The organism is Motilimonas thetidivivens, from assembly GCF_046452435.1.
Lineage (GTDB): Bacteria > Pseudomonadota > Gammaproteobacteria > Enterobacterales > CBDFNC01 > Motilimonas.
This window is the reverse complement of sequence record NZ_JBKFDK010000001.1, coordinates 43,608-61,967: the sequence shown is the minus strand read 5'-3', so window position 1 is coordinate 61,967 and position 18,360 is coordinate 43,608. Positions and strand designations below refer to the sequence as shown.

Below are 18,360 nucleotides of genomic sequence, written 5' to 3'. Positions count from 1 at the left end.
ATGAATAAACTAACAAAGTCACTGGCTATTATTGCCAAGCGTTGGCCAAAACTATATCAGCCCATCATATCTTCACCCGCTCTGACGCCCATGGTTATCCACGAGCCAGAGCCCACATACGTCATAAATGATATCCAGTTAACCAGTTGTTATAACCGCCAAGCAGAAGCAAGGCTTCAAGCCGATACTATCCCCCTAACTTGCTCTGACGTGCATGTTTACGGCATTGCGCTCGGTGATGCCATCGCCGCCCTGCTGACTCGGCCTCAAATTCAATCGGTGACAGTCTATATATTAAACTTTGCTATTTTTAAGCTGGCACTGAGTGATTTAGCCGATTTAACTTGGTTGGATGATCCACGGGTTTCACTCACTTTTGCTGGGGACTATCGCCATGTGCACTCACCATTTATTGCCATGCCTGCCGAGTTAGTTCTTGCTGAAAGCGCATGCTCAAGACTTAGAGATAAGCTATATCTGGCTTTGGATAATAGCTACATAGAGGCCAGTCACAAAAACAATGCACAAGCCAAGCAGCATATCATCGCTACCCAACACGCATTATCGCAAGATTTAGACGCAACGGAACTACTGACAACCAAAGCAAAGCGTGCTTATATCATCGCCACCGGGCCAACCCTAGAACAAAGCTATGAACAAATACGAGCGCGGCAGGCTGGCGACTTGATCATTGCCGTTGATGCCTCGCTACGGGCCCTTGACCAGCAGCAGATAATGCCAGACATAGTGATTACGGTTGATCCCAAGCCAGAAGTTTGTTTTGAAAATATTGATTTTAATAAATATCAAGATGTTAGCTTAGTGTATTTTCCTAGGATGTCTATCGGTACCCTGAGCCAATGGCAAGGCCCTCGACTACAAGCTTATTCTACGAGTAGTCTGTATGATGAGGTTGATAAAGCACAACCTCGACTAAGACTGTATTCCGGTGGCAGCGTGATCCATCCCGCCATCGATCTTGCCGTCAAAATGGGGATAAAAGAGCTTGTCTTGTTTGGCGCCGATTTTGGCTACCCCAAAGATAAAACCCACGCTTTTTGGCCATCAAATTTCGCCATTCCCGATGTCAATGCAGCCAGCAGTCACAGTGTCCTCGATTGGCGGGATCAAAAGATCACGACGCTGCCTAACCTTAGAGGTTACTTGCGTGATTTAGAAGATTATATAGAGCAACACCCCACAGTCACCTTTTACAGTGCGAGCCCACAGAGTGCGAAAATAGATGGAGCCGTTTTATGGAACCCACCACACTAGAACAGTTAATCGATGAAGTATGCCAACACTTTCGACTTGGCCATGAAGCGAGAGCTAACCAACGCTATGGCCAGTTGCTGGAGATATTGACTACTCAACACGATCAACTTGAGGCCAACCAAGCATCTCACTTAAATCAAATATTGCCACCCATGTTGGCGGCACAAAGCCGCCGAGATAATCTGTTCTTGGCTGATATCTTAGAGTATGAAATTAAACCGCTATTTAATACTAAGTAATAACTGTGCCAGCGCTGACCCCATCGGTAATTCACTGTGAATAGGCAGCGCCAAACAGGGGCGATAGTCCGTTTTTAGCGGATGGCCAGAGAAATTAAAATTGTAGATCGCGGTTTCAATGCCCATGTCAGCCAATTTGGCTTGTAATTCAAGGCGTTTACTGTCGCTAGCATTGGCATACAAAGGGGCAATACCTGGCGCGCCTTTACCTTGTTCAATGACCGCATGCATCCATGTCGGCCAGTCATCAGCAACGCCTAAATTAGCTAGCCATAATAGCCTGTCTTGACGCGCTTGGGCTTCTGCACTTAGCATCGCCTCAATATCACAATCAAGGAAAGGGCTAATCAGCTCTACATTGTTACTATAGGTCTTGTTAATATCGGCACACTTAGCTGGATCCGCTTCATAGACAATAGCGGGCTCTCGAGCAATAACGCTGTTTTGCCAACCGGTAGCCGCGTAGAGCAGTCCACCAGCTTTTAGTCCTAGGCATTTAGACAAACTGATAACCAACTGAACTTGATGATGCTCCGGCTGGTTGAGCCACTGGCCATAGCGCTTGATCGCGTCAGGCGAATCCACGCAATCCAAAATGATCTGACATTGGCACAATTCGAGTACTTGCTCAATCACGTCATTCGTATACGGCCAGCCCCATTGTTCATAGATGATCACCGTATCCACTTTAATTCCAAAACGCATAACATCGGTAAAAGGAATGGGACTGGCGACACGCGCAATGCAAGAAACGACACACGCCGAGCTGTATTCAGGGTAAGCAACGCGATTAACCCTCGATAGTCCAAGGCGCTGCATACCATGCTGTAACGCCTGACGGCCACTGGCAAAAATACAATTGGGCGGCAAAGTTTTGCCACCTTTAATCGCGACTGGCTGGGCTCGCCAAAGACCCGTCATCAGGAATATTTCCTAATCAAGATATCTTCCCGAGTGTGACCAAAAGGCAATTCACAGGGCTGAGCCATCAGGTAAGCTTGAGCCCCTTTTGTACGGATCCCTTGAACTAAAGCTAGGATTTTATCATCGTTAAACTCACAGCTAGGTAGACCCGCTTCAAAAGGTACTTCAGCAATGGTTGCGCGCTCAACTTGCTGCGCCCATTGTTGAGAAAAAAGTTGCCCTTCTTGACTAGCGAGAAAGCGCTGTTTGGTATCTGTGTTCGGTATATCCCCTAGTAACATCATTCCACCTGGCGCTAACAGCTCAAATGCTTTATCAATGAACTCAATCACAGCCGCATCATCTGGTAAACAGTGCAGCACGCTGTAAATAACCACCTTGTTAAAGCTGCCAAGTTCGCTATTGGGCAAAGTTAAAAAATCACCCGGCAACAAGTGTATATTGTCGATGGTTGATCGCTGACTAAACTTTTTCAAACAATCTTGATGATCAATGCCAACGCAACTAGAAACGGAAAAAGAAAGCGGAATGAGCAAGTTCCCCGTACCGCAACCAATTTCAAGTAGATGATCACACGCGTTTAAATCGAGTTTGGCAACAATATCTTTAACGATATTTTTTTCAGCATCTTGTTGGATCCCATAACGCCCAGCAATTTGGGTATGATTATCAAGGGAAAATGCACGCTCCCCGTAAGCTTGGAAATAACTACTCATAACCCTCTCACTTCATTGGCGCTCTGATAGGCTTTTTGTAATAAGTCAGCCATAAAGAAGCCTTTACAATTACCTCGTCCCAACAAGCTTAAATTCGCATAGTCTTTTAAAATCGCGTCATTAAACAGTGCCATTTGCTGTTGAGTCTGCGCCGTAATGACAGGAAAACCTTGTTTGATCGGCTGACAGGTTTGATACAAACACCGATGATGCTCATCTATCAGACCCATCTTAAGCAACTCATCTAATACCTTCGATGTTGCAGCAGAAAAATCAAAATCAGCACCATTTAACGCTTCCACCGTAACTTTAAAGCTATCGGTCGAATCAGGGCAGAGATTTTGATAAAGGGTTAGACGACCAGCGATCATGTCGGGATCGGGCACGTTAATATAATAAGATTCACTGTGCAGCGGTTTATCAAACGCAAAATGGTACAATGCTGTTGGTCGATACTCTGGCTTGCTTACACTTTGGGATACGGCCACATAACGTGACAAAATGGGGCTAGGAACCGCCCAAAATAAAGCATCGATGTTAAAGCGGCCGTGGGAAGTATCCACGCTGCAAAAGCGATTTTCTTTGGTTTCAACATCCTTTATTGAGCATCCGGGAATAAAGCTAACCCCGGCATCAATCGCCTTGTGCAATAAGGCTTGATACCAAGCACCAATCCCCCCGCTTTTCGGGTAACACTTCATCGCCCCTCGACTGGCGCCATGAAAGCCAAGTTTATCGTTATAAAGAGGAAGCTGTTTTAAGTAACTTGACGTTGGGGCATCGAACGCGATGATACGATTTAAATCAAAAAACGGAAAGCAGCCAGCGCTTAATACACTTGCATCAGCGCCAAAATACTTTTTGACGACACCACTTAACACCTTTTCGTAAATCACAGAGCCATAGTGCTGTTGATACTTTTCCTTCAAATTCGCTGGTTCATCCTGGTCCGTTACTGCCAATAATGAACCAGCATAATCTGAATGTTGTAAAGATGAGGCATTATTAATGTTTAAAAATGGGCTCACTGAGCTCATTTTTTGATAAAAGCTGCTGGAATGCCCGACATCAAATGTATGCATTTCAATGCCTAAGTCATCAAATAAAAACGCATCAAGAGATGGCTCTCCAGTATGGCAAGCGACATGGGTTCCATAATCAAAGTGACCAAACTCTGAAGGGATGCTTCTCAAAAGTCCGCCAGGGTGCTCATCGTTATCAACTAATGTCACCTGATGGCCGCGTTTGACCAAAGCATAAGCAGCGGTTAAACCGACAATGCCTGCACCAACAACTAAAATGTGATTATTCATCTTTAGTACTCATGTTAAATGTGGTTTGGCTTTCCCACTCTTTAGCCATCACAGTTTCATCTGGGACCAATAACGAATGCTGATATTTTTCTTTCATCCCCTCTAAATAGCGGCGAACAATTTCAAGCCCCTGCTGATGATAGGATAAAGCAATATCGGTATCCTCAGTGCTTTGTAACATACGGCTCAAAATAGTGTGCGTGTACAATATGCTGCCTCGGATCATGTCACGTAGGTACAAGCTTTCTTTTACTCCCCCCCCTTCAAGGTAGGCATATTGTTTATACAAGTTTTGGATTGCAGAAAAACGATCAGTCACAGGCTCATTTGTAATAGCAATAAGTTCGTTAATAAAATGCTCAAAATCCAGACTCTCTAGCTTTTCAAGAAACAAATCACTTACATGACGGCAATCCAAGCTGTAATGTGTAAAGCAGCGGTCTACAAGTTCAGATTTATCAAGCGATGGAGAGCTTATTGTGAGCTGATGTGGCTCTAATGGCTGAGCGCCCTTAATCAAAGCTCCATCACTCAGGTTAAAACAGCGAATATGTGGAGCCCGTGAGATGAAGGCAGTTATTGATTGAGCTGAATAACCAAACGCACTGCTGCTTCGTACTGTACCGCCAAAGTTGCCTTCTAATTCAATCGTGTCTTGACCTTTAATGTCAAACAAGGCGCGATCATCACCTCTGTCATCATAATAGACACTGTCTTTACTGTGGTGTTGCCCTGATGGAAACCCTAAATCAGTTCCAATAAAGTAAAATTCTCTAAAGCCTAATGCTTCTATTAGCGTCAGAGCACAGTTAGCAACCGTTGGATTACAATAAGCGACTCGCTTGATCTTCATCCCAACTTCACCCAGCTCTCGCGTTAATAAAGTAGAAGGTTCATCCGCTTTAAGCGCAAACATTCTCCGCTCAAATAGCTTGAATACCTCAGGGCTAATCGTGTTAATAGACAAAAAAGGAATTTTTTTGAGAATCTCTTTATCAACCGATAACAAGCGGTCATGAACTGGGCGGGTTCTTTCTTGCTCAACATGAAAGTCAGGTAATATACCATTACGCAATAATGTATCGATTGTGGTACCACAACTCACTACAAGCACTTGATGTTGATATTGCTTGATCAAGGCAATATTTTTATCTAAAGATGGACCATTACCACAGATAAAGACAGGAACATCTGCATTTTCCTTAAGGGGGAGTTTATTTTCTATTGCACTAGATGTGTCGAGATTGTGATAGTGATGAGCAACAGCCATTAACGCATCATCAAAAAAGCCGAAACCGTAGGCTAATTCATAAGACTTTTGTTCAAATAGGGTCAACGCTTTTTGAATAACGGGATCTTGATAATGCTCATAAATGAAGCTTTTAGAAATATCATAGCGACCTTTACGGAATAATTGATCTCCTAAATCAGCAAAAAACGCGTCTTCATTAGCACCAAGACAAAGATGAATAGATCCTCCGCGCTGGTCAATATGTTCAAGCATGCTACGCCAATCTATCAAATGCAGCGAAGCATAAAAGAAATCATGATTAGGTTCGTAAACATAAATACGATTTACATCGTGCTCAGACAATAGACGTTCAAGATAAAAGCCTGTTCCTAAGCCGAAACAAATCAGCATTCCAAGGGAATCAGGAAAAAAAGAACGTGCGCTTTGGTGTTTAGAGGATACTTTCTCTAGTTTTGCCAGCTCATCTAAATAAGTTAGATGAATGAAATTTTGACGATTTTCACCATCAGATTGTTTAACCACAAAGTTTGTTGCTTTCGGTGATTGCTTGTAATACTCAAAATCCATCAAACTAGTACGAAAGGCATCACCACCAAATACCAGAGTATCAGTCCCCATTATGGCAAGATCTACACTAAAATCCGTCGCCACTAGTTCAAATTGAGCAGGTTGATAGTCTCTAAATGCTTCAGCTATGTCTGGGATGTAGTCTTTAAAAGCAGCGATGTTTTCAGCAAAGACACGTTGATAGTCTTTGGCGATGTAAGGGATTTTTGCGATCCTTTCTTCAATCGAAGGGCTCACATCAGTGAAAGAGTCATTACACGATTCAACCATGGCTTTACCTAAATTTGTTTATCGCTATGTATTTTGACACCTTGGCACTGGCTAGCTTCCTTGCTTGCTCCTGTTGTTTTAATGCTCTTTTTCTTTCAGAAACTTGGCTTAGCTGCTCAGCATCTCGGGCCTGGATGGATAATAGAAATTCTTTAATTTCAGATGTTTTATCAGATTGTGAGGCGCTATTCCAGAGCCGTTCAATCAAGTTTTGACGTTGCGACAAAACTTGATTGAGCTCTTCGATATTATCCTCATGGATAAGTTGATTGGCTTGCTCGCTCAGATCATCAATTCGTTGGGTTAATTCCTCGATCATAAGGCTGTTGAGTTTTGTGCTGCGCGCATTTGTTCAGCTCTGGCTTTATCCGCTTCAGAAATACCTTCCCAAGCCTCTTTAATGGGGACGATCAATGAAACAACCTCATCAATTTGTTCACCCGTTTGATCGGCAGAAGCCTCACCAAGGCGTCTAATCATATAATCGTATAGTTGATAAAAGTTTTCACCGATCTCAGGGCTTTGCTTCATGTCGATACCATCTTGTAGACCAACAATGATGCCTATTGCTTTATTGAGGGATTTCGATTTTCCTTCAAAATCTTTCCTTAACAAACACCCCTTGGCGACAGCTAAAGAATCAACTAGCCCTTGCATGAGCATTTGAATAACGCGGTGCGGATCGGCTGCAAGCAACGAAGACTGGTGATTAGTATTATGATACTTTTTAAGATTAGCTCGCATTATGATTTACTCCTATACCTCTATTTCTTCTCCACAGGCTTCAACACACTTTCAATGTAGGCACTTGTGGCATTATATTGGGCAATAGTGACATCCAAAGCGGTATATTTTTGTCTCAGAGTAGCTTCGTAAGACTCAATATAACGACCCAGCTTATCCCTATCTTCTTGTACGCGAGTCAACGAGCTTTTCAAGGCCGCCTCACGCTCTTCCACCACACCACCAGTCTCTAAGTAGGTTGCTGTAAAATCACTCAGTTGCTTAGCGATGCCATCATCTCCTGCAAATAATGCGCCAAGATCTGACAAATTATTTGAAATAGCGTCTTCTAACCGCTGAGCGCCGCTTGGCTGTCCATTTTTCATGATGCTAGAAACTTCTAATTCTCCATCGGCATTCATGGTAATACCCGCGTCGTAAAGCATGGAGAGAGCACCAGAGGTACCACTGACAGGGGAGCCCGCTATCGACCTCAACTGCATTTCATAGCTTCGGATACTAGAATCAAATGCAAGAGGACCACTAACGGGATCAGATAGCGCACCTAGGGTACTTTGCAAACTGTTATAACCATCAATGAAGTCGTTAATCAGGTCATTAACACTTTCTGTATCAACACCTACGTTCAATGTCAGCTTTTCACCGGCTTGAGTCAAATTATTGACTTCTAGAGCAATCCCCGAGATAGCACTGGAAAACGAATTAGTCGATGACGTCACTGTTTGCCCGTCAATTTTAATTTCGGCATCCGTTGCGGTTTTAGCTGCTGTCATCCCAGTAGAGATAGCATCTAAACTGGCATTGTCATTAGTAACCGAGAGTTGGTTAGTGGAGCCGGTAACACTTGATGTATAGGTAAGGATGGGGCCTGCATCTGAATTAATAATATTGGCTTTAACACCAAAATTATCGCTCGCATCATTGATTTTCTTTTGAATATCTTCAAGAGTATCTGTGGCTTCAACTGTCACCTCGAAACCATTTGTACCAGCTCCGAAGATAAGTTTGCCCGCTCCGACCGTATCAGTGGATGCAGTAAAAGCGCCTGGGGACGAGTCAAGCCTTGAACCTTGAGCCAGCTTTAGCACTTCCACTTCAAACGTTCCACCCGTTACCACACCGTCTGTTGTCGCAGTTAAAATATCACTGCTATCGCCAGTTGTTCCTAAGTAGGAATATGTAGACTTGTTTTGATAAAAGGTATTGGGATCAGATAATTTTGCCAAGACATCTTGAAACTTGGATAGCGCAGCTTTAAGTGTGCCTACACCAGATAGTTCTTCGGTTGCATTTAACTCACGCTCATTAATCGAAGCTTCGCGAGTCCCCCGCTCGGCTTTGACAAACGTCGAAATAATGCTTTCAAGGTCAAGACCTGACCCAATACCTGCCAACGTTGCCATTTACAACCTCCAAACCTGATTACAAAATATTGATTAAGCCTTACTATCAATAAGTATACCAACTTTGTTGGTTAACTCTTGTTCTAGCTCTTTTATTTTTTCTGCAATCCTTAGCATTTCTTCACTGGGAAGCTGTCTCACTAATTCCTTTGTTTGAGTATCCGTTACTTTGATCACCGTTTTATCGGTAGAATCATCGATTGAAAAATTCACTCCGCGCTTATTACCATCTAAAAACCGCTGAACTAAGCTGACCGCTTCCTCTACCGACTCTTTTTCAACTTTCTCAGCTCTATTCCCTTGCGCAATTGATTCACTTTTTGAAAGCGCAGTATCATGTACTTTGAGGCTATTTCGGCTTTCATTTGTTACTAACGGGATATCACTATTGCTTTCACTTGGCTCTTCTTTCGGTAGTTTTACCGCAGAGTAAGATTCCAGGACAAAGGAAGCTGCTGTTGATTCATTCGCTTTCATAAAACCTCCTTATATCACAAAGCACCTATTAGATTATAGGTGCTTTATATGTGACCAGACCTAAAACTAATTATCCGATTAATGATAATGCAATTTGAGGCTGCTGATTAGCCTGGGCCAACATCGAACTTGCCGCTTGTTGCATTACTGTATTACGCGCCATGGCGGCCGATTCTGCAGCAAAGTCGGCATCCATAATACGTGATTTAGATGCTGACACGTTTTCAGCGATGTTAGTTAAGTTGCGGATAGTAGATGAAAAACGGTTTTGTTTCGCACCTAAGTCTGCACGTTTGTCGTTAACTGATGCTAGCGCAGAATCCAAATCAGCGATAGCAGTTTGGGCGAGCGCGGCTGTAGAAATCCCTGCGTCTACACCTAAGGTTGTCGCATCCATTGATGTCGATACACGAACGTCAATGGTTTGACTTTGGTCAGCACCTACTTGGAACGCTGCACTATAAGTACCGTCTAGCAACGTTACGCCACCAAACGTTGTGGTCGATGCAACACGGTTAATCTCATTTTGCAGCTCGGTGTATTCTTTGTTTAGCGCAGCGCGGTCAGCTGTAGTGTTTGAACCGTTTGCAGATTGTAGAGCCAATACACGCATACGTTGTAGCATGTTGGTGGTTTCGTCTAACGCACCTTCCGCAGTTTGCGCAAGAGAGATACCATCATTCGCGTTACGCGCACCTTGGTTTAGGCCATTAACTTGCGCTTGTAAACGTGAGCCGATTTGCATACCCGCTGCGTCATCTTTCGCACTGTTAACGCGTAAACCAGAAGACAAGCGTTGGAATGATTGCGCTAATGCATCTGTTGAGTTAGTAAGGTTGCGTTGTGAGTTCAATGATTGAACGTTAGTATTTACATAAAGAGCCATGGTATTTCTCCTATTAAGCCTTGGTATCCAGGGTCTGCTGCTTAAACTTGATGTTGCCACAGCCCTTTGTGTTTGTTTGCACCTTGTTTTTTGTGCTCATAAACTTTATCGGCGAATCAAACTTTTCCTTGAATATTTTTTCTATATTTTTCGCAAGAAAAATTTAAGACCATGAAATAAAAGGGTTAAATTGAAATTTTTGATACTAAAAAAAAACATTACAAGGTTAGTTAAAGTAAATAATGGAAGAAATAGCCCAGTAGAATGCTCAAGCTGAGGTAGGAGTTTAATAGTATTACGAGGAAAGATAAAAAGGGAGAAGCCCCAATAAATGGGGCTGAGGATTGCTCCTCACCCATTTAATAACGATAACGCAATTTGTGGCTGCTGATTAGCTTGAGATAGCATGGTACTTGCGGCCTGTTGCATAACCGTGTTTCTTGCCATCGCCGCAGACTCTTCTGCAAAATCTGCATCCATAATACGAGATTTAGAAGCCGAAACGTTTTCCGAAATGTTAGTTAAATTTCGAATGGTTGATGAGAATCGGTTTTGCTTCGCACCCAAATCTGCCCGCTGGTCGTTCACCGTCGCCAGTGCTGAACTTAAATCAGCAATCGCTGTTTGCGCGTTGGCTGCTGTAGATATACCCGCCGTAACACCCAAACTGGTTGCATCCATCGACAGACTGACTCGAACCGTGATGGTTTGGTTAGCATCTGGACCCACTTGGAATGCCGCGGTATATGTACCATCTAACAGCTTCACGCCACCAAAGGTTGTCGTTGAAGCAACACGGTTTATTTCATTTTGCAGCTCTGTGTATTCTTTATTTAGTGCAGCGCGGTCTGCTGTAGTATTTGAACCGTTTGCGGATTGCAGAGCAAGTACCCGCATACGCTGCAACATGTTAGTGGTTTCATCCAGAGCCCCTTCAGCTGTTTGCGCTAGAGAGATGCCGTCATTAGCGTTCCGTGCACCTTGGTTTAGGCCATTCACCTGTGTTTGCAAACGAGTACCGATTTGTAAACCCGCAGCATCGTCCTTCGCACTGTTGATTCGTAAGCCAGATGATAAGCGAGTAAACGAGGTACTTAGTTCGTTTGTCGCTCTGGTTAAGTTTCGTTGCGAATTAAGAGACGCAACGTTGGTATTTACATATAGTGCCATTTTTTTATCTCCATAATTTCCAACACTAATCAATTAGCAACATATGTGCCAATTATTTCTACACGTAATCAAACAGTGATAGGTTAGTGACTTTATTAAAGGTGGAATAAGCCACTTGCATGGCCATCTCTTGCTGCGCAAGCTTTGCCGACGCTTCTGCGTAATCGGTTTCCGACAGCCTAGCTCGCGCCTCTTGGTTCAAAATATCAAATGAGGCATTGGACGCTTCAACACGCTGCATAGTATTGATTCTTGAACCTATTTCACCGATCACACTGAGTGCAGAATCGGCTGTATTTTTTAACCCTACGGTGACATCTTTTAAGATTGGCTGAAGATCCGCTTGGTCAACGTTAGGATCCATTAGCGCGTTCTTAAAATCTTCTAAATGATTAAGCACATTTTCATTACTTGGTGGATCAAGGGAAATCACTGCCGTCGTTCCCGCTGCGCCATCAAGGGTTATGCTCATACCGGCAAACTCGATTGCCGCCCCTGGCACATAATTGCCAGTGACAGGAGGCACAAGGGGCAAGCCCCCACTATCACGGATCTCAAATGTATCGGGAACCCCTGCTGTTGTGATCACATTAAGTTGACTGGCTGCAGGGTTAGCAAAGTCATAATTAGCTTTGTGGTAGCTATCAAACTGATCTTGAGCCGTAATAGCTACCGATATATTTCCGGCAGAAGGCACCCCACTGGCGGTATAGCGCGCAGGCACTTTTTCAAATATATCTAAGCCTGAATCCCCTTGTTGCACAAATACACTGGGTGAAATCTGGATCTGATTGGTAAGGCCATCGCCTTGAAATACATAACGTCCCGTAGCGGCATCTTTAGCAAAAGACTGAACACTCGATTGACTACCAGAGAAAATGTAATCTCCACTGGCATTTCGTGCATTCATGAGATCGAATATTTCGTTTTGTAACCCTTCAACTTCGGTAGCAATGGATGCCCGCTCCTGAGACGATAAAGTACCGTTATTGACCGAAATAGCTAAGGTTCGGGCTCTGTCTATGGCAATCTGGATCTTATCCAGTGTCGATTCTTCGACACTCAAAGCGCCAGTCACCAGCGTCGAGTTTTTAATATATTGTTTATTTGACTCAATCACTTCTGATAGACGGTTGGTTTTGGCAAAGCCCGTTGGGTCTTCTGATGCCAGCTGATAGCGCTGCCCACTCGTCAATTGATGCTGAGTCTTAACTATGTTACTCGTGCTGCTAGCCATATTCGCGGTACTAGCATTAAAGATTTGGTTGGTTGAAATACGCATAATTTACTACCTCACCGAATTTAATAAGGTATCGAAAGTTGAACGAGCAGCACTGACAATTTGCGCGGCGGCACTATATGACTGTTGAAATTTCAGCAAGTTAGATGCCTCTTCATCCAGGTTTACCCCCGACACACTTTGATGCCAGTTGGTACTTTGATCCAGCTTGGCTTGGGCGGCTTGCGCAGCAACAATGGCATTACCTGTCCGCTCACCCACACTTGACTGCATCCGCGAAAAACCTTCATGAAAAGTCATTAAATTGTCGCCAGTGGCAATCACGTTTTTACGCATCAAGCTTTGGTTTTGTAAATCAGCCATGATCAAGCCGTTACTATTGTCAGCAAAACCATTGTCGTTAAAGGCGATTGAAAAGCTTTCACCATGCAGAGGCACACCAGTTAAGCTGATCTCATAGCCAGGATCTGTGATTGCAGGTACCGCATTTGCTAGTAAATTCTCGCCAGTACCCGGTGGGCTAGCCACGGAGCCCAATAAGTTCGGCGGGGCGTTACCGTCGTATATTTCATAAACCGTGTTGCCACCTGAGGTGTTAATGATGACTTGCTGCGGTGCCGCTGCAGTTAAACCCGTTGTGGCACCAAAAGCATAAGTGTCGGTGGCAGTTACGCCTTCTAGAGCAATCTTTGCTTTACTGGTATTGGTTGAATTGGCATCGACACGAATTGGCGAGGCTAATGCTAATTCCTCTGGACGTACCATACTGATATCGACTAAATCAGCGGCATCTAAGGTAGGCTGCACTAAGAATTTGTCACCCGCGACATATGGAGGCGGATCGAAGTCAAACTTCAAGCCATGGGACGGTATTTCAATGTTAGGAAATGTACCGCTTATCTCGGCTGCAGGGATTTGCGTGCGTTGGCCATTTTCAAGGGCGTAAACTTCAAATGTATTGGCACCTGTCATGATCACTTCGTAATCCGCCGCCGTTACCGAGCTCCCCAAGCCAGGCATAAAACTGCTGGTAATACCTTTTGCTGGATCGGAATTGTTGACGTAATTATGGGAAGTCGTCGTAGGCAACTTAAATATATCACCGCCGATGTTGCCATCTAAATCCATACCCAAGCGATTTTGAGTATTAAAAGCATCGGTAATAGCAATGGCCAACTGACCCATGCTATTGCGCACCTGCGCGATATTATCATCGCGAAAATCAAATAAAGCCCCCAATTTACCGCCGGTGGTAGTGCCATTAATGCCAACACTCACGCCTGCAATATTGTATTGAAGATCGCTTTTTCGACCATCAGGATTACCGGGTACAACGCTAAATTGAGAATATTCAATGCCGGTGACTAAGGGATCCCCGTTACGAAGCATCACTTGAACTGAACCACTCTTGCCATCAATGACCGTAATATCGACTTTTTCGGCCAATAGACGCACAGCTTCATCACGATGATCTAACAACGCACCAGAAGCGCCACCGGGTAAGTTATTGGCTTGCATAACTTCTTTATTTAATTCTCCCAAATTTCTGATTAACGCATTAATTTCAGAAACTTCGGTGCCAATCTCGTTATTAACGGTTTTTTGTTGCTCACTGTAGTTCTTAGCCAGCATGTTATAGGTGCTAACAAGGGACTTTAATTCCCCTAACATCAGTTGGCGGGTATCCAGTGAAGTCGCATCATCATTGGCGGTATGGACAGCTTGAAAGGTTGAGTCAAAAGCCGTACCAAGGTTATTGGCTTTATCACTCATCATGGCATCGGTGCGCTGCAGCTCAAAGCTCATCGCCTGAGCGTAGGCGTTAACACTACTATCTCGACGCATCTCGGCTTGAGCAAATTGGTCGAGTACTCGGCGATCGACAACCCGAGCAACCCCTGCATTAAATTGCTCAGAAACCGCAATATTGCGCTGACGGGTATAACCTTCAGTATTGATGTTTGAAATGTTATTACCTGTGGTGGCCAGCATACGCTGAAACGCATTAATGCCGGAGGTACCAATTTGTAATAAATCTGCCATAACAACCTCAGTATTCAATGGCAAGTGATCCACAATGACGTAAAACAATCACTTTTTAGGCACTTGCTAGGATATAAGAGGTTTAATGCATGAAGCGTGCCAAAAATTATTCGTGTCAATATGACGCACAAACACAGTGAGAACGGTAGGCTCTGAAGTTAAATATGGGACTCAACGCGTTTAAGCACGCTCATGACTTTATCGGCATAACGTGGATCGGTTGCATAGCCAGCTTTTTGCAGCTGACGCATAAAACGCTCAGGATCGGCGGTGGTTTTTAAGGCATGCTCATAGCGAGGGTTTTGCTGCAAGAAATGAACGTAATCAGAAAAACTTTGCTCAAAATCACGATAGACGCGAAACCGAGCGCGCTCGGTAACCGCAACACCATCATAATACTCTAAGGTATCCTTGTTAGTGTGTGCGCCTTGCCAGCGTCTATCGGCTTTAATATTAAATAAGTTAAAGCTAGAGTCCTGATTGCTGGTTTGAATGACTTTTTTACCCCAGCCTGTTTCAAGTGCCGCCTGCGCCACCAAGATAGCGGGATTGACGCCAAGGGCTTTAGCGGCTTTTTTAGCAAATGGCATTAAGGATTGCACAAACGATGCGGGACCATCAAATTGCACCGCCTTGCTCTGCTCAATTTTAGTCAAATCAGCTTGAGACAAGGCAGAGTTCAGTTCAGCGCTGGTGCCAGCAACAGGTAAGCGTTCGTTTGAATCCTCGGTACGACTAGGCTTAGGAAAGCTGCGTCTTAGAGGCACGCTGAATGCGTTTGTCTGCTCGACTGAGTCAGTTATTTGACGTTCAGACTCTGGCTGTCCCCCAGCAAAGGTCTGCAGCAAATCAAGACCACTAGGCATCTTCAACGGGCTGCCTTCTTCACGACGACTATGGCCATAACTGGGATCTAGCTGACGTGTTAATACTTCAGCTAGCCCCATAGTGCCAGATTGACTCAACTCCAAAGAAAGCTGTTGGTCTTGCATTTGGCGATAGAATTTAGTGTGACGATTATTAAATGGACTGTCGGTTTCAAACGCTTCGTTAGCTTCACGCATACTTTTAATCAGCATCCCTGTAAACATCGCCTCAAATTGTTTGGCGACGGCTGAGAGGGTACCCTTCTCGTCTTTTTGCGCAGCTTCACGCAACGAGTTAAGGCTTTGCACATCGTAGTATGCGTTGGCTTGTAGATTGGCTGCACCTAACTTGTCCATCATCTCACCATTAAATAATAATTAGCTCGCCTTGTAGCGCACCGGCTTGTTTTAGCGCCTCAAGAATGGCCATTAAGTCACCTGGCGCAAGCCCTACTTGGTTAACCGCTCTAACCAGTTGGTCTAAGCTCACGCCGGGGTCAAACTTAAACATCCTGCTGTCTTCTTGAGTAATATTTATCGTACTGTTGTCGGTAACCACAGTTTCACCACCCGCTAATGCATTAGGCTGCGAAACCGTTTGCGCCTCAGCAATCGTGACCGAAATGCCGCCATGGGTGATAGCCGTTGGCAGTAATTTCACATCTTTACCTACCACTATGGTGCCGGTGCGAGAGTTAACAATCACCTTGGCATTTTCAGCAGCAGGCTCAAAGTCTAAATTCTCAAGGGTCGCCAAATACGACACTCGCTGAGAAATGTCTCTCGGTGCATATACTTGTACCGAGGTAGCATCTATGGGCTTTGCAGTATTTGGGCCAACTAATTCGTTAATCCGATCAGCCATGCGTTTAGCTGTACTAAAATCAGGTCGGTTTAGGTTAAAGGTAAGATAATCCCCCTGACCAAAAGGTGACGCAATGGCGCGCTCAACAATCGCACCGTTTGAAATGCGTCCCACGGTAGGGGTATTGATGACCACTTTAGAGCCATCGGCACCTTCCGCGCCTAAACCACCAACGACTAAGCTACCTTGGGCTAAAGCGTATACGTTACCATCAACGCCTTTCAAAAAGGTTTGCAACAGCTCCCCACCGCGCAAGCTTTTAGCTTCACCAATAGCAGAAACCGTTACGTCAATTTTTTGACCGGGTTTAGTAAATGCGGGAAGCTCGGCTGTAATCGCAACGGGCGCGACATTTTTAATTTTTAATTTCACTCCCGTTGGCACATTAATGCCAAAGTTACGCAACATGGTGGCAAAAGACTGCTCTGAAAACGCACTGCTTTTTTCACCTGTGCCGGGCAAGCCCACAACGAGACCGTAACCCACCAGCTGGTTTGAGCGCACGCCTTGAACAGAAGAAACATCTTTAATTCGTACGCTATGCGCACTCATGCTAAATAGCAAAGCACCGCAAGCAATCAAAGCAAGTAAGCGTTTCATAATGCTGTCCTTAAATTACAGTGGCCAGTACGGGCCGTTAAAGAATTTGGTTAACCAACCTTGGCGCTGGGTATTGGCAAAATCACCCGTACCACCGTATTGAATACGGGCATTAGCAATGCGCATTGATGACACGGTGTTATCACTGGAAACATCTTGGGCGCGAACGATGCCTGTTAAACGAATAAACTCATCGCCATTATTTAACATGAGCCATTTTTCACCGCGCACCACTAGGTTACCGTTGCTCAGTACATCAACCACACTAACCGAGATATTACCGTTTAAGCTATTGCTCTGATCCGCTTGGCCTTGGCCACTGAAGCCGCTGGTTTGACCCATACCCAACTCAATGGGATTACCGCCAATTTTCGCCACCCCACCCGGAATGGTGAGTTGATCAAGGTTGAATTGATTGCTTTTGTCCAAATCAGACTTAGCCTTTTTCTTGGCCGAGGTTTGCTCTTCTAAATAGACCGTAATAATGTCACCAACGCGATGCGCTTTAATATCGGAATACAAGCTATTGGCATATTTCTCTTGAAATAGTGAGCCGGTTTGCACCACTTGCGTTTCTGTATCCGGTGGAATAACTGGCGCATAGGCCGGATCATTTTTAACCGGATCCGTTGGCAGTGACGAACAAGCCGCTAAGGATAATATCGCCAATGACAAACTAACTTGTTTAAATGTGCGCGTATTCATAATCATCTCCTTACAGCTGCTGACTCACGAACGACAACATTTCGTCAACGGATTTGATGACCTTAGAGTTCATCTCATAAACGCGCTGACTTTCAATCAAATTGACAAGCTCTTCGGTCACATTCACATTAGAGGTTTCAAGTGCGCCTTGAACGAGGGAGCCGATGCCATCATTGCCAGGCACACCTTGTAATGGAGCGCCACTAGAGCCCGTTTCTAAGTATAAATTTTGGCCGATGGGCTCAAGACCTGATGGATTAACAAAATCAGATAGGTTTAACTGACCGATAACTTGCGCTTCAGCCTGCCCAGGCACTTGCACCGATACCTCACCATCTTGTGAAATAGTGATAGATTGCGCATCTTGCGGCACTTGGATTTCAGGCTGTAATGGATAACCTGCCCCTGGGGTCACTATGGTGCCTTCATCATTGAGCATAAATTGGCCATTACGGGTATACGATGTCGTGCCATCTGGCATTAGGATTTCAAAAAATCCGCGACCATCTATCATCATGTCCAGGGAATTATCCGTGGTAAGGATATTTCCTTGGTCAAAATTTTTCTGGGTTGCCACCACTTTCGAGCCAGAGCCCACCATTAAACCCGAAGGCAAGCGTGTATCTTGCGAGGAACGACCGCCGGGTTGATTAATGGTTTGATAAAGCAAGTCTTCAAAAATAGCGCGGCTTTTCTTAAAACCAACCGTACTGGCGTTTGCCAAGTTATTGGATATCGTCGCGACATTGACTTGTTGCGAATCGAGTCCAGTTTTACTTATCCATAGAGCGGGATGCATAAGCGC

Annotated in this window: 18 protein-coding genes; 2 read left to right on the top strand and 16 right to left on the bottom strand. The window is 44.5% G+C overall.

The genetic code is table 11. The annotated features are described in order from the left end of the window. Both ACK8OT_RS00310 and ACK8OT_RS00305 read left to right on the top strand, forming a co-directional pair. Entirely contained in the window at window positions 1-1,275 is a 1,275-nt protein-coding gene (locus tag ACK8OT_RS00310; protein WP_410194515.1) for a motility associated factor glycosyltransferase family protein, read from the top strand. After that, window positions 1,257-1,514, top strand: a complete 258-nt coding sequence (locus ACK8OT_RS00305; RefSeq protein WP_410194514.1) for a hypothetical protein — start codon at window positions 1,257-1,259, stop codon at window positions 1,512-1,514. Before ACK8OT_RS00310 ends, ACK8OT_RS00305 begins: the two co-directional genes overlap by 19 nt. On the opposite strand, the gene ACK8OT_RS00300 is transcribed toward ACK8OT_RS00305, so the two are convergent. The 16 genes from ACK8OT_RS00300 to flgG all read right to left on the bottom strand — a co-directional run bounded on the left by ACK8OT_RS00300 (window position 1,497) and on the right by flgG (window position 18,354). Further along, on the bottom strand, window positions 1,497-2,435 hold the full coding sequence (locus ACK8OT_RS00300; protein ID WP_410194513.1) for a hypothetical protein: 939 nt from the start codon (window positions 2,433-2,435) through the stop codon (window positions 1,497-1,499). The two genes, ACK8OT_RS00305 and ACK8OT_RS00300, sit on opposite strands and share 18 nt — an antisense overlap. Then, the gene (locus ACK8OT_RS00295) at window positions 2,435-3,154 is read right to left on the bottom strand and encodes a class I SAM-dependent methyltransferase (protein ID WP_410194512.1); all 720 of its coding nucleotides are present in this window, start codon (window positions 3,152-3,154) and stop codon (window positions 2,435-2,437) included. Before ACK8OT_RS00295 ends, ACK8OT_RS00300 begins: the two co-directional genes overlap by 1 nt. Then, window positions 3,151-4,467, bottom strand: coding sequence for an FAD-dependent oxidoreductase (locus tag ACK8OT_RS00290; RefSeq protein ID WP_410194511.1), 1,317 nt, complete (start codon window positions 4,465-4,467; stop codon window positions 3,151-3,153). Before ACK8OT_RS00290 ends, ACK8OT_RS00295 begins: the two co-directional genes overlap by 4 nt. After that, on the bottom strand, window positions 4,460-6,556 hold the full coding sequence (locus tag ACK8OT_RS00285) for a motility associated factor glycosyltransferase family protein (protein WP_410194510.1): 2,097 nt from the start codon (window positions 6,554-6,556) through the stop codon (window positions 4,460-4,462). The genes ACK8OT_RS00290 and ACK8OT_RS00285 overlap by 8 nt, the downstream gene beginning before the upstream one ends. A gap of 4 nt (window positions 6,557-6,560) precedes the next feature. Further along, window positions 6,561-6,875 carry a flagellar protein FliT gene (gene fliT, locus ACK8OT_RS00280; RefSeq protein WP_410194509.1) on the bottom strand — a complete coding sequence of 105 codons (315 nt, stop codon included), beginning with the start codon at window positions 6,873-6,875 and terminating at the stop codon, window positions 6,561-6,563. After that, the gene (fliS, locus tag ACK8OT_RS00275) at window positions 6,872-7,300 is read right to left on the bottom strand and encodes a flagellar export chaperone FliS (protein ID WP_410194508.1); all 429 of its coding nucleotides are present in this window, start codon (window positions 7,298-7,300) and stop codon (window positions 6,872-6,874) included. Before fliS ends, fliT begins: the two co-directional genes overlap by 4 nt. A 20-nt stretch (window positions 7,301-7,320) precedes the next feature. After that, complete coding sequence (gene fliD / locus ACK8OT_RS00270; protein WP_410194507.1) at window positions 7,321-8,703, bottom strand: flagellar filament capping protein FliD; 1,383 nt, start codon at window positions 8,701-8,703, stop codon at window positions 7,321-7,323. Between the two features lie 33 nt (window positions 8,704-8,736). Then, window positions 8,737-9,180 (bottom strand): flagellar protein FlaG, encoded by a 444-nt coding sequence (locus ACK8OT_RS00265; protein WP_410194506.1) that lies wholly within the window; start codon window positions 9,178-9,180, stop codon window positions 8,737-8,739. Window positions 9,181-9,250: 70 nt separating this feature from the next. After that, entirely contained in the window at window positions 9,251-10,066 is an 816-nt protein-coding gene (locus tag ACK8OT_RS00260; RefSeq protein WP_410194505.1) for a flagellin N-terminal helical domain-containing protein, read from the bottom strand. Window positions 10,067-10,417: 351 nt separating this feature from the next. Further along, the gene (locus tag ACK8OT_RS00255) at window positions 10,418-11,236 is read right to left on the bottom strand and encodes a flagellin N-terminal helical domain-containing protein (RefSeq protein ID WP_410194504.1); all 819 of its coding nucleotides are present in this window, start codon (window positions 11,234-11,236) and stop codon (window positions 10,418-10,420) included. 58 nt (window positions 11,237-11,294) lie between these two features. Then, window positions 11,295-12,518 (bottom strand): flagellar hook-associated protein FlgL, encoded by a 1,224-nt coding sequence (flgL, locus tag ACK8OT_RS00250; RefSeq protein ID WP_410194503.1) that lies wholly within the window; start codon window positions 12,516-12,518, stop codon window positions 11,295-11,297. A 6-nt stretch (window positions 12,519-12,524) separates the two neighbouring features. Next, entirely contained in the window at window positions 12,525-14,519 is a 1,995-nt protein-coding gene (flgK, locus tag ACK8OT_RS00245; RefSeq protein ID WP_410194502.1) for a flagellar hook-associated protein FlgK, read from the bottom strand. 158 nt (window positions 14,520-14,677) lie between these two features. Further along, the gene (flgJ, locus tag ACK8OT_RS00240) at window positions 14,678-15,742 is read right to left on the bottom strand and encodes a flagellar assembly peptidoglycan hydrolase FlgJ (RefSeq protein WP_410194501.1); all 1,065 of its coding nucleotides are present in this window, start codon (window positions 15,740-15,742) and stop codon (window positions 14,678-14,680) included. A gap of 10 nt (window positions 15,743-15,752) precedes the next feature. Continuing rightward, window positions 15,753-16,850 (bottom strand): flagellar basal body P-ring protein FlgI, encoded by a 1,098-nt coding sequence (locus tag ACK8OT_RS00235; RefSeq protein WP_410194500.1) that lies wholly within the window; start codon window positions 16,848-16,850, stop codon window positions 15,753-15,755. A gap of 15 nt (window positions 16,851-16,865) precedes the next feature. Next, window positions 16,866-17,555: a flagellar basal body L-ring protein FlgH gene (gene flgH / locus ACK8OT_RS00230; RefSeq protein ID WP_410194499.1), complete on the bottom strand. Its 690-nt coding sequence runs from the start codon at window positions 17,553-17,555 to the stop codon at window positions 16,866-16,868. A gap of 10 nt (window positions 17,556-17,565) precedes the next feature. Further along, window positions 17,566-18,354 (bottom strand): flagellar basal-body rod protein FlgG, encoded by a 789-nt coding sequence (flgG, locus tag ACK8OT_RS00225; RefSeq protein WP_410194498.1) that lies wholly within the window; start codon window positions 18,352-18,354, stop codon window positions 17,566-17,568. Window positions 18,355-18,360: the final 6 nt, after the last annotated feature.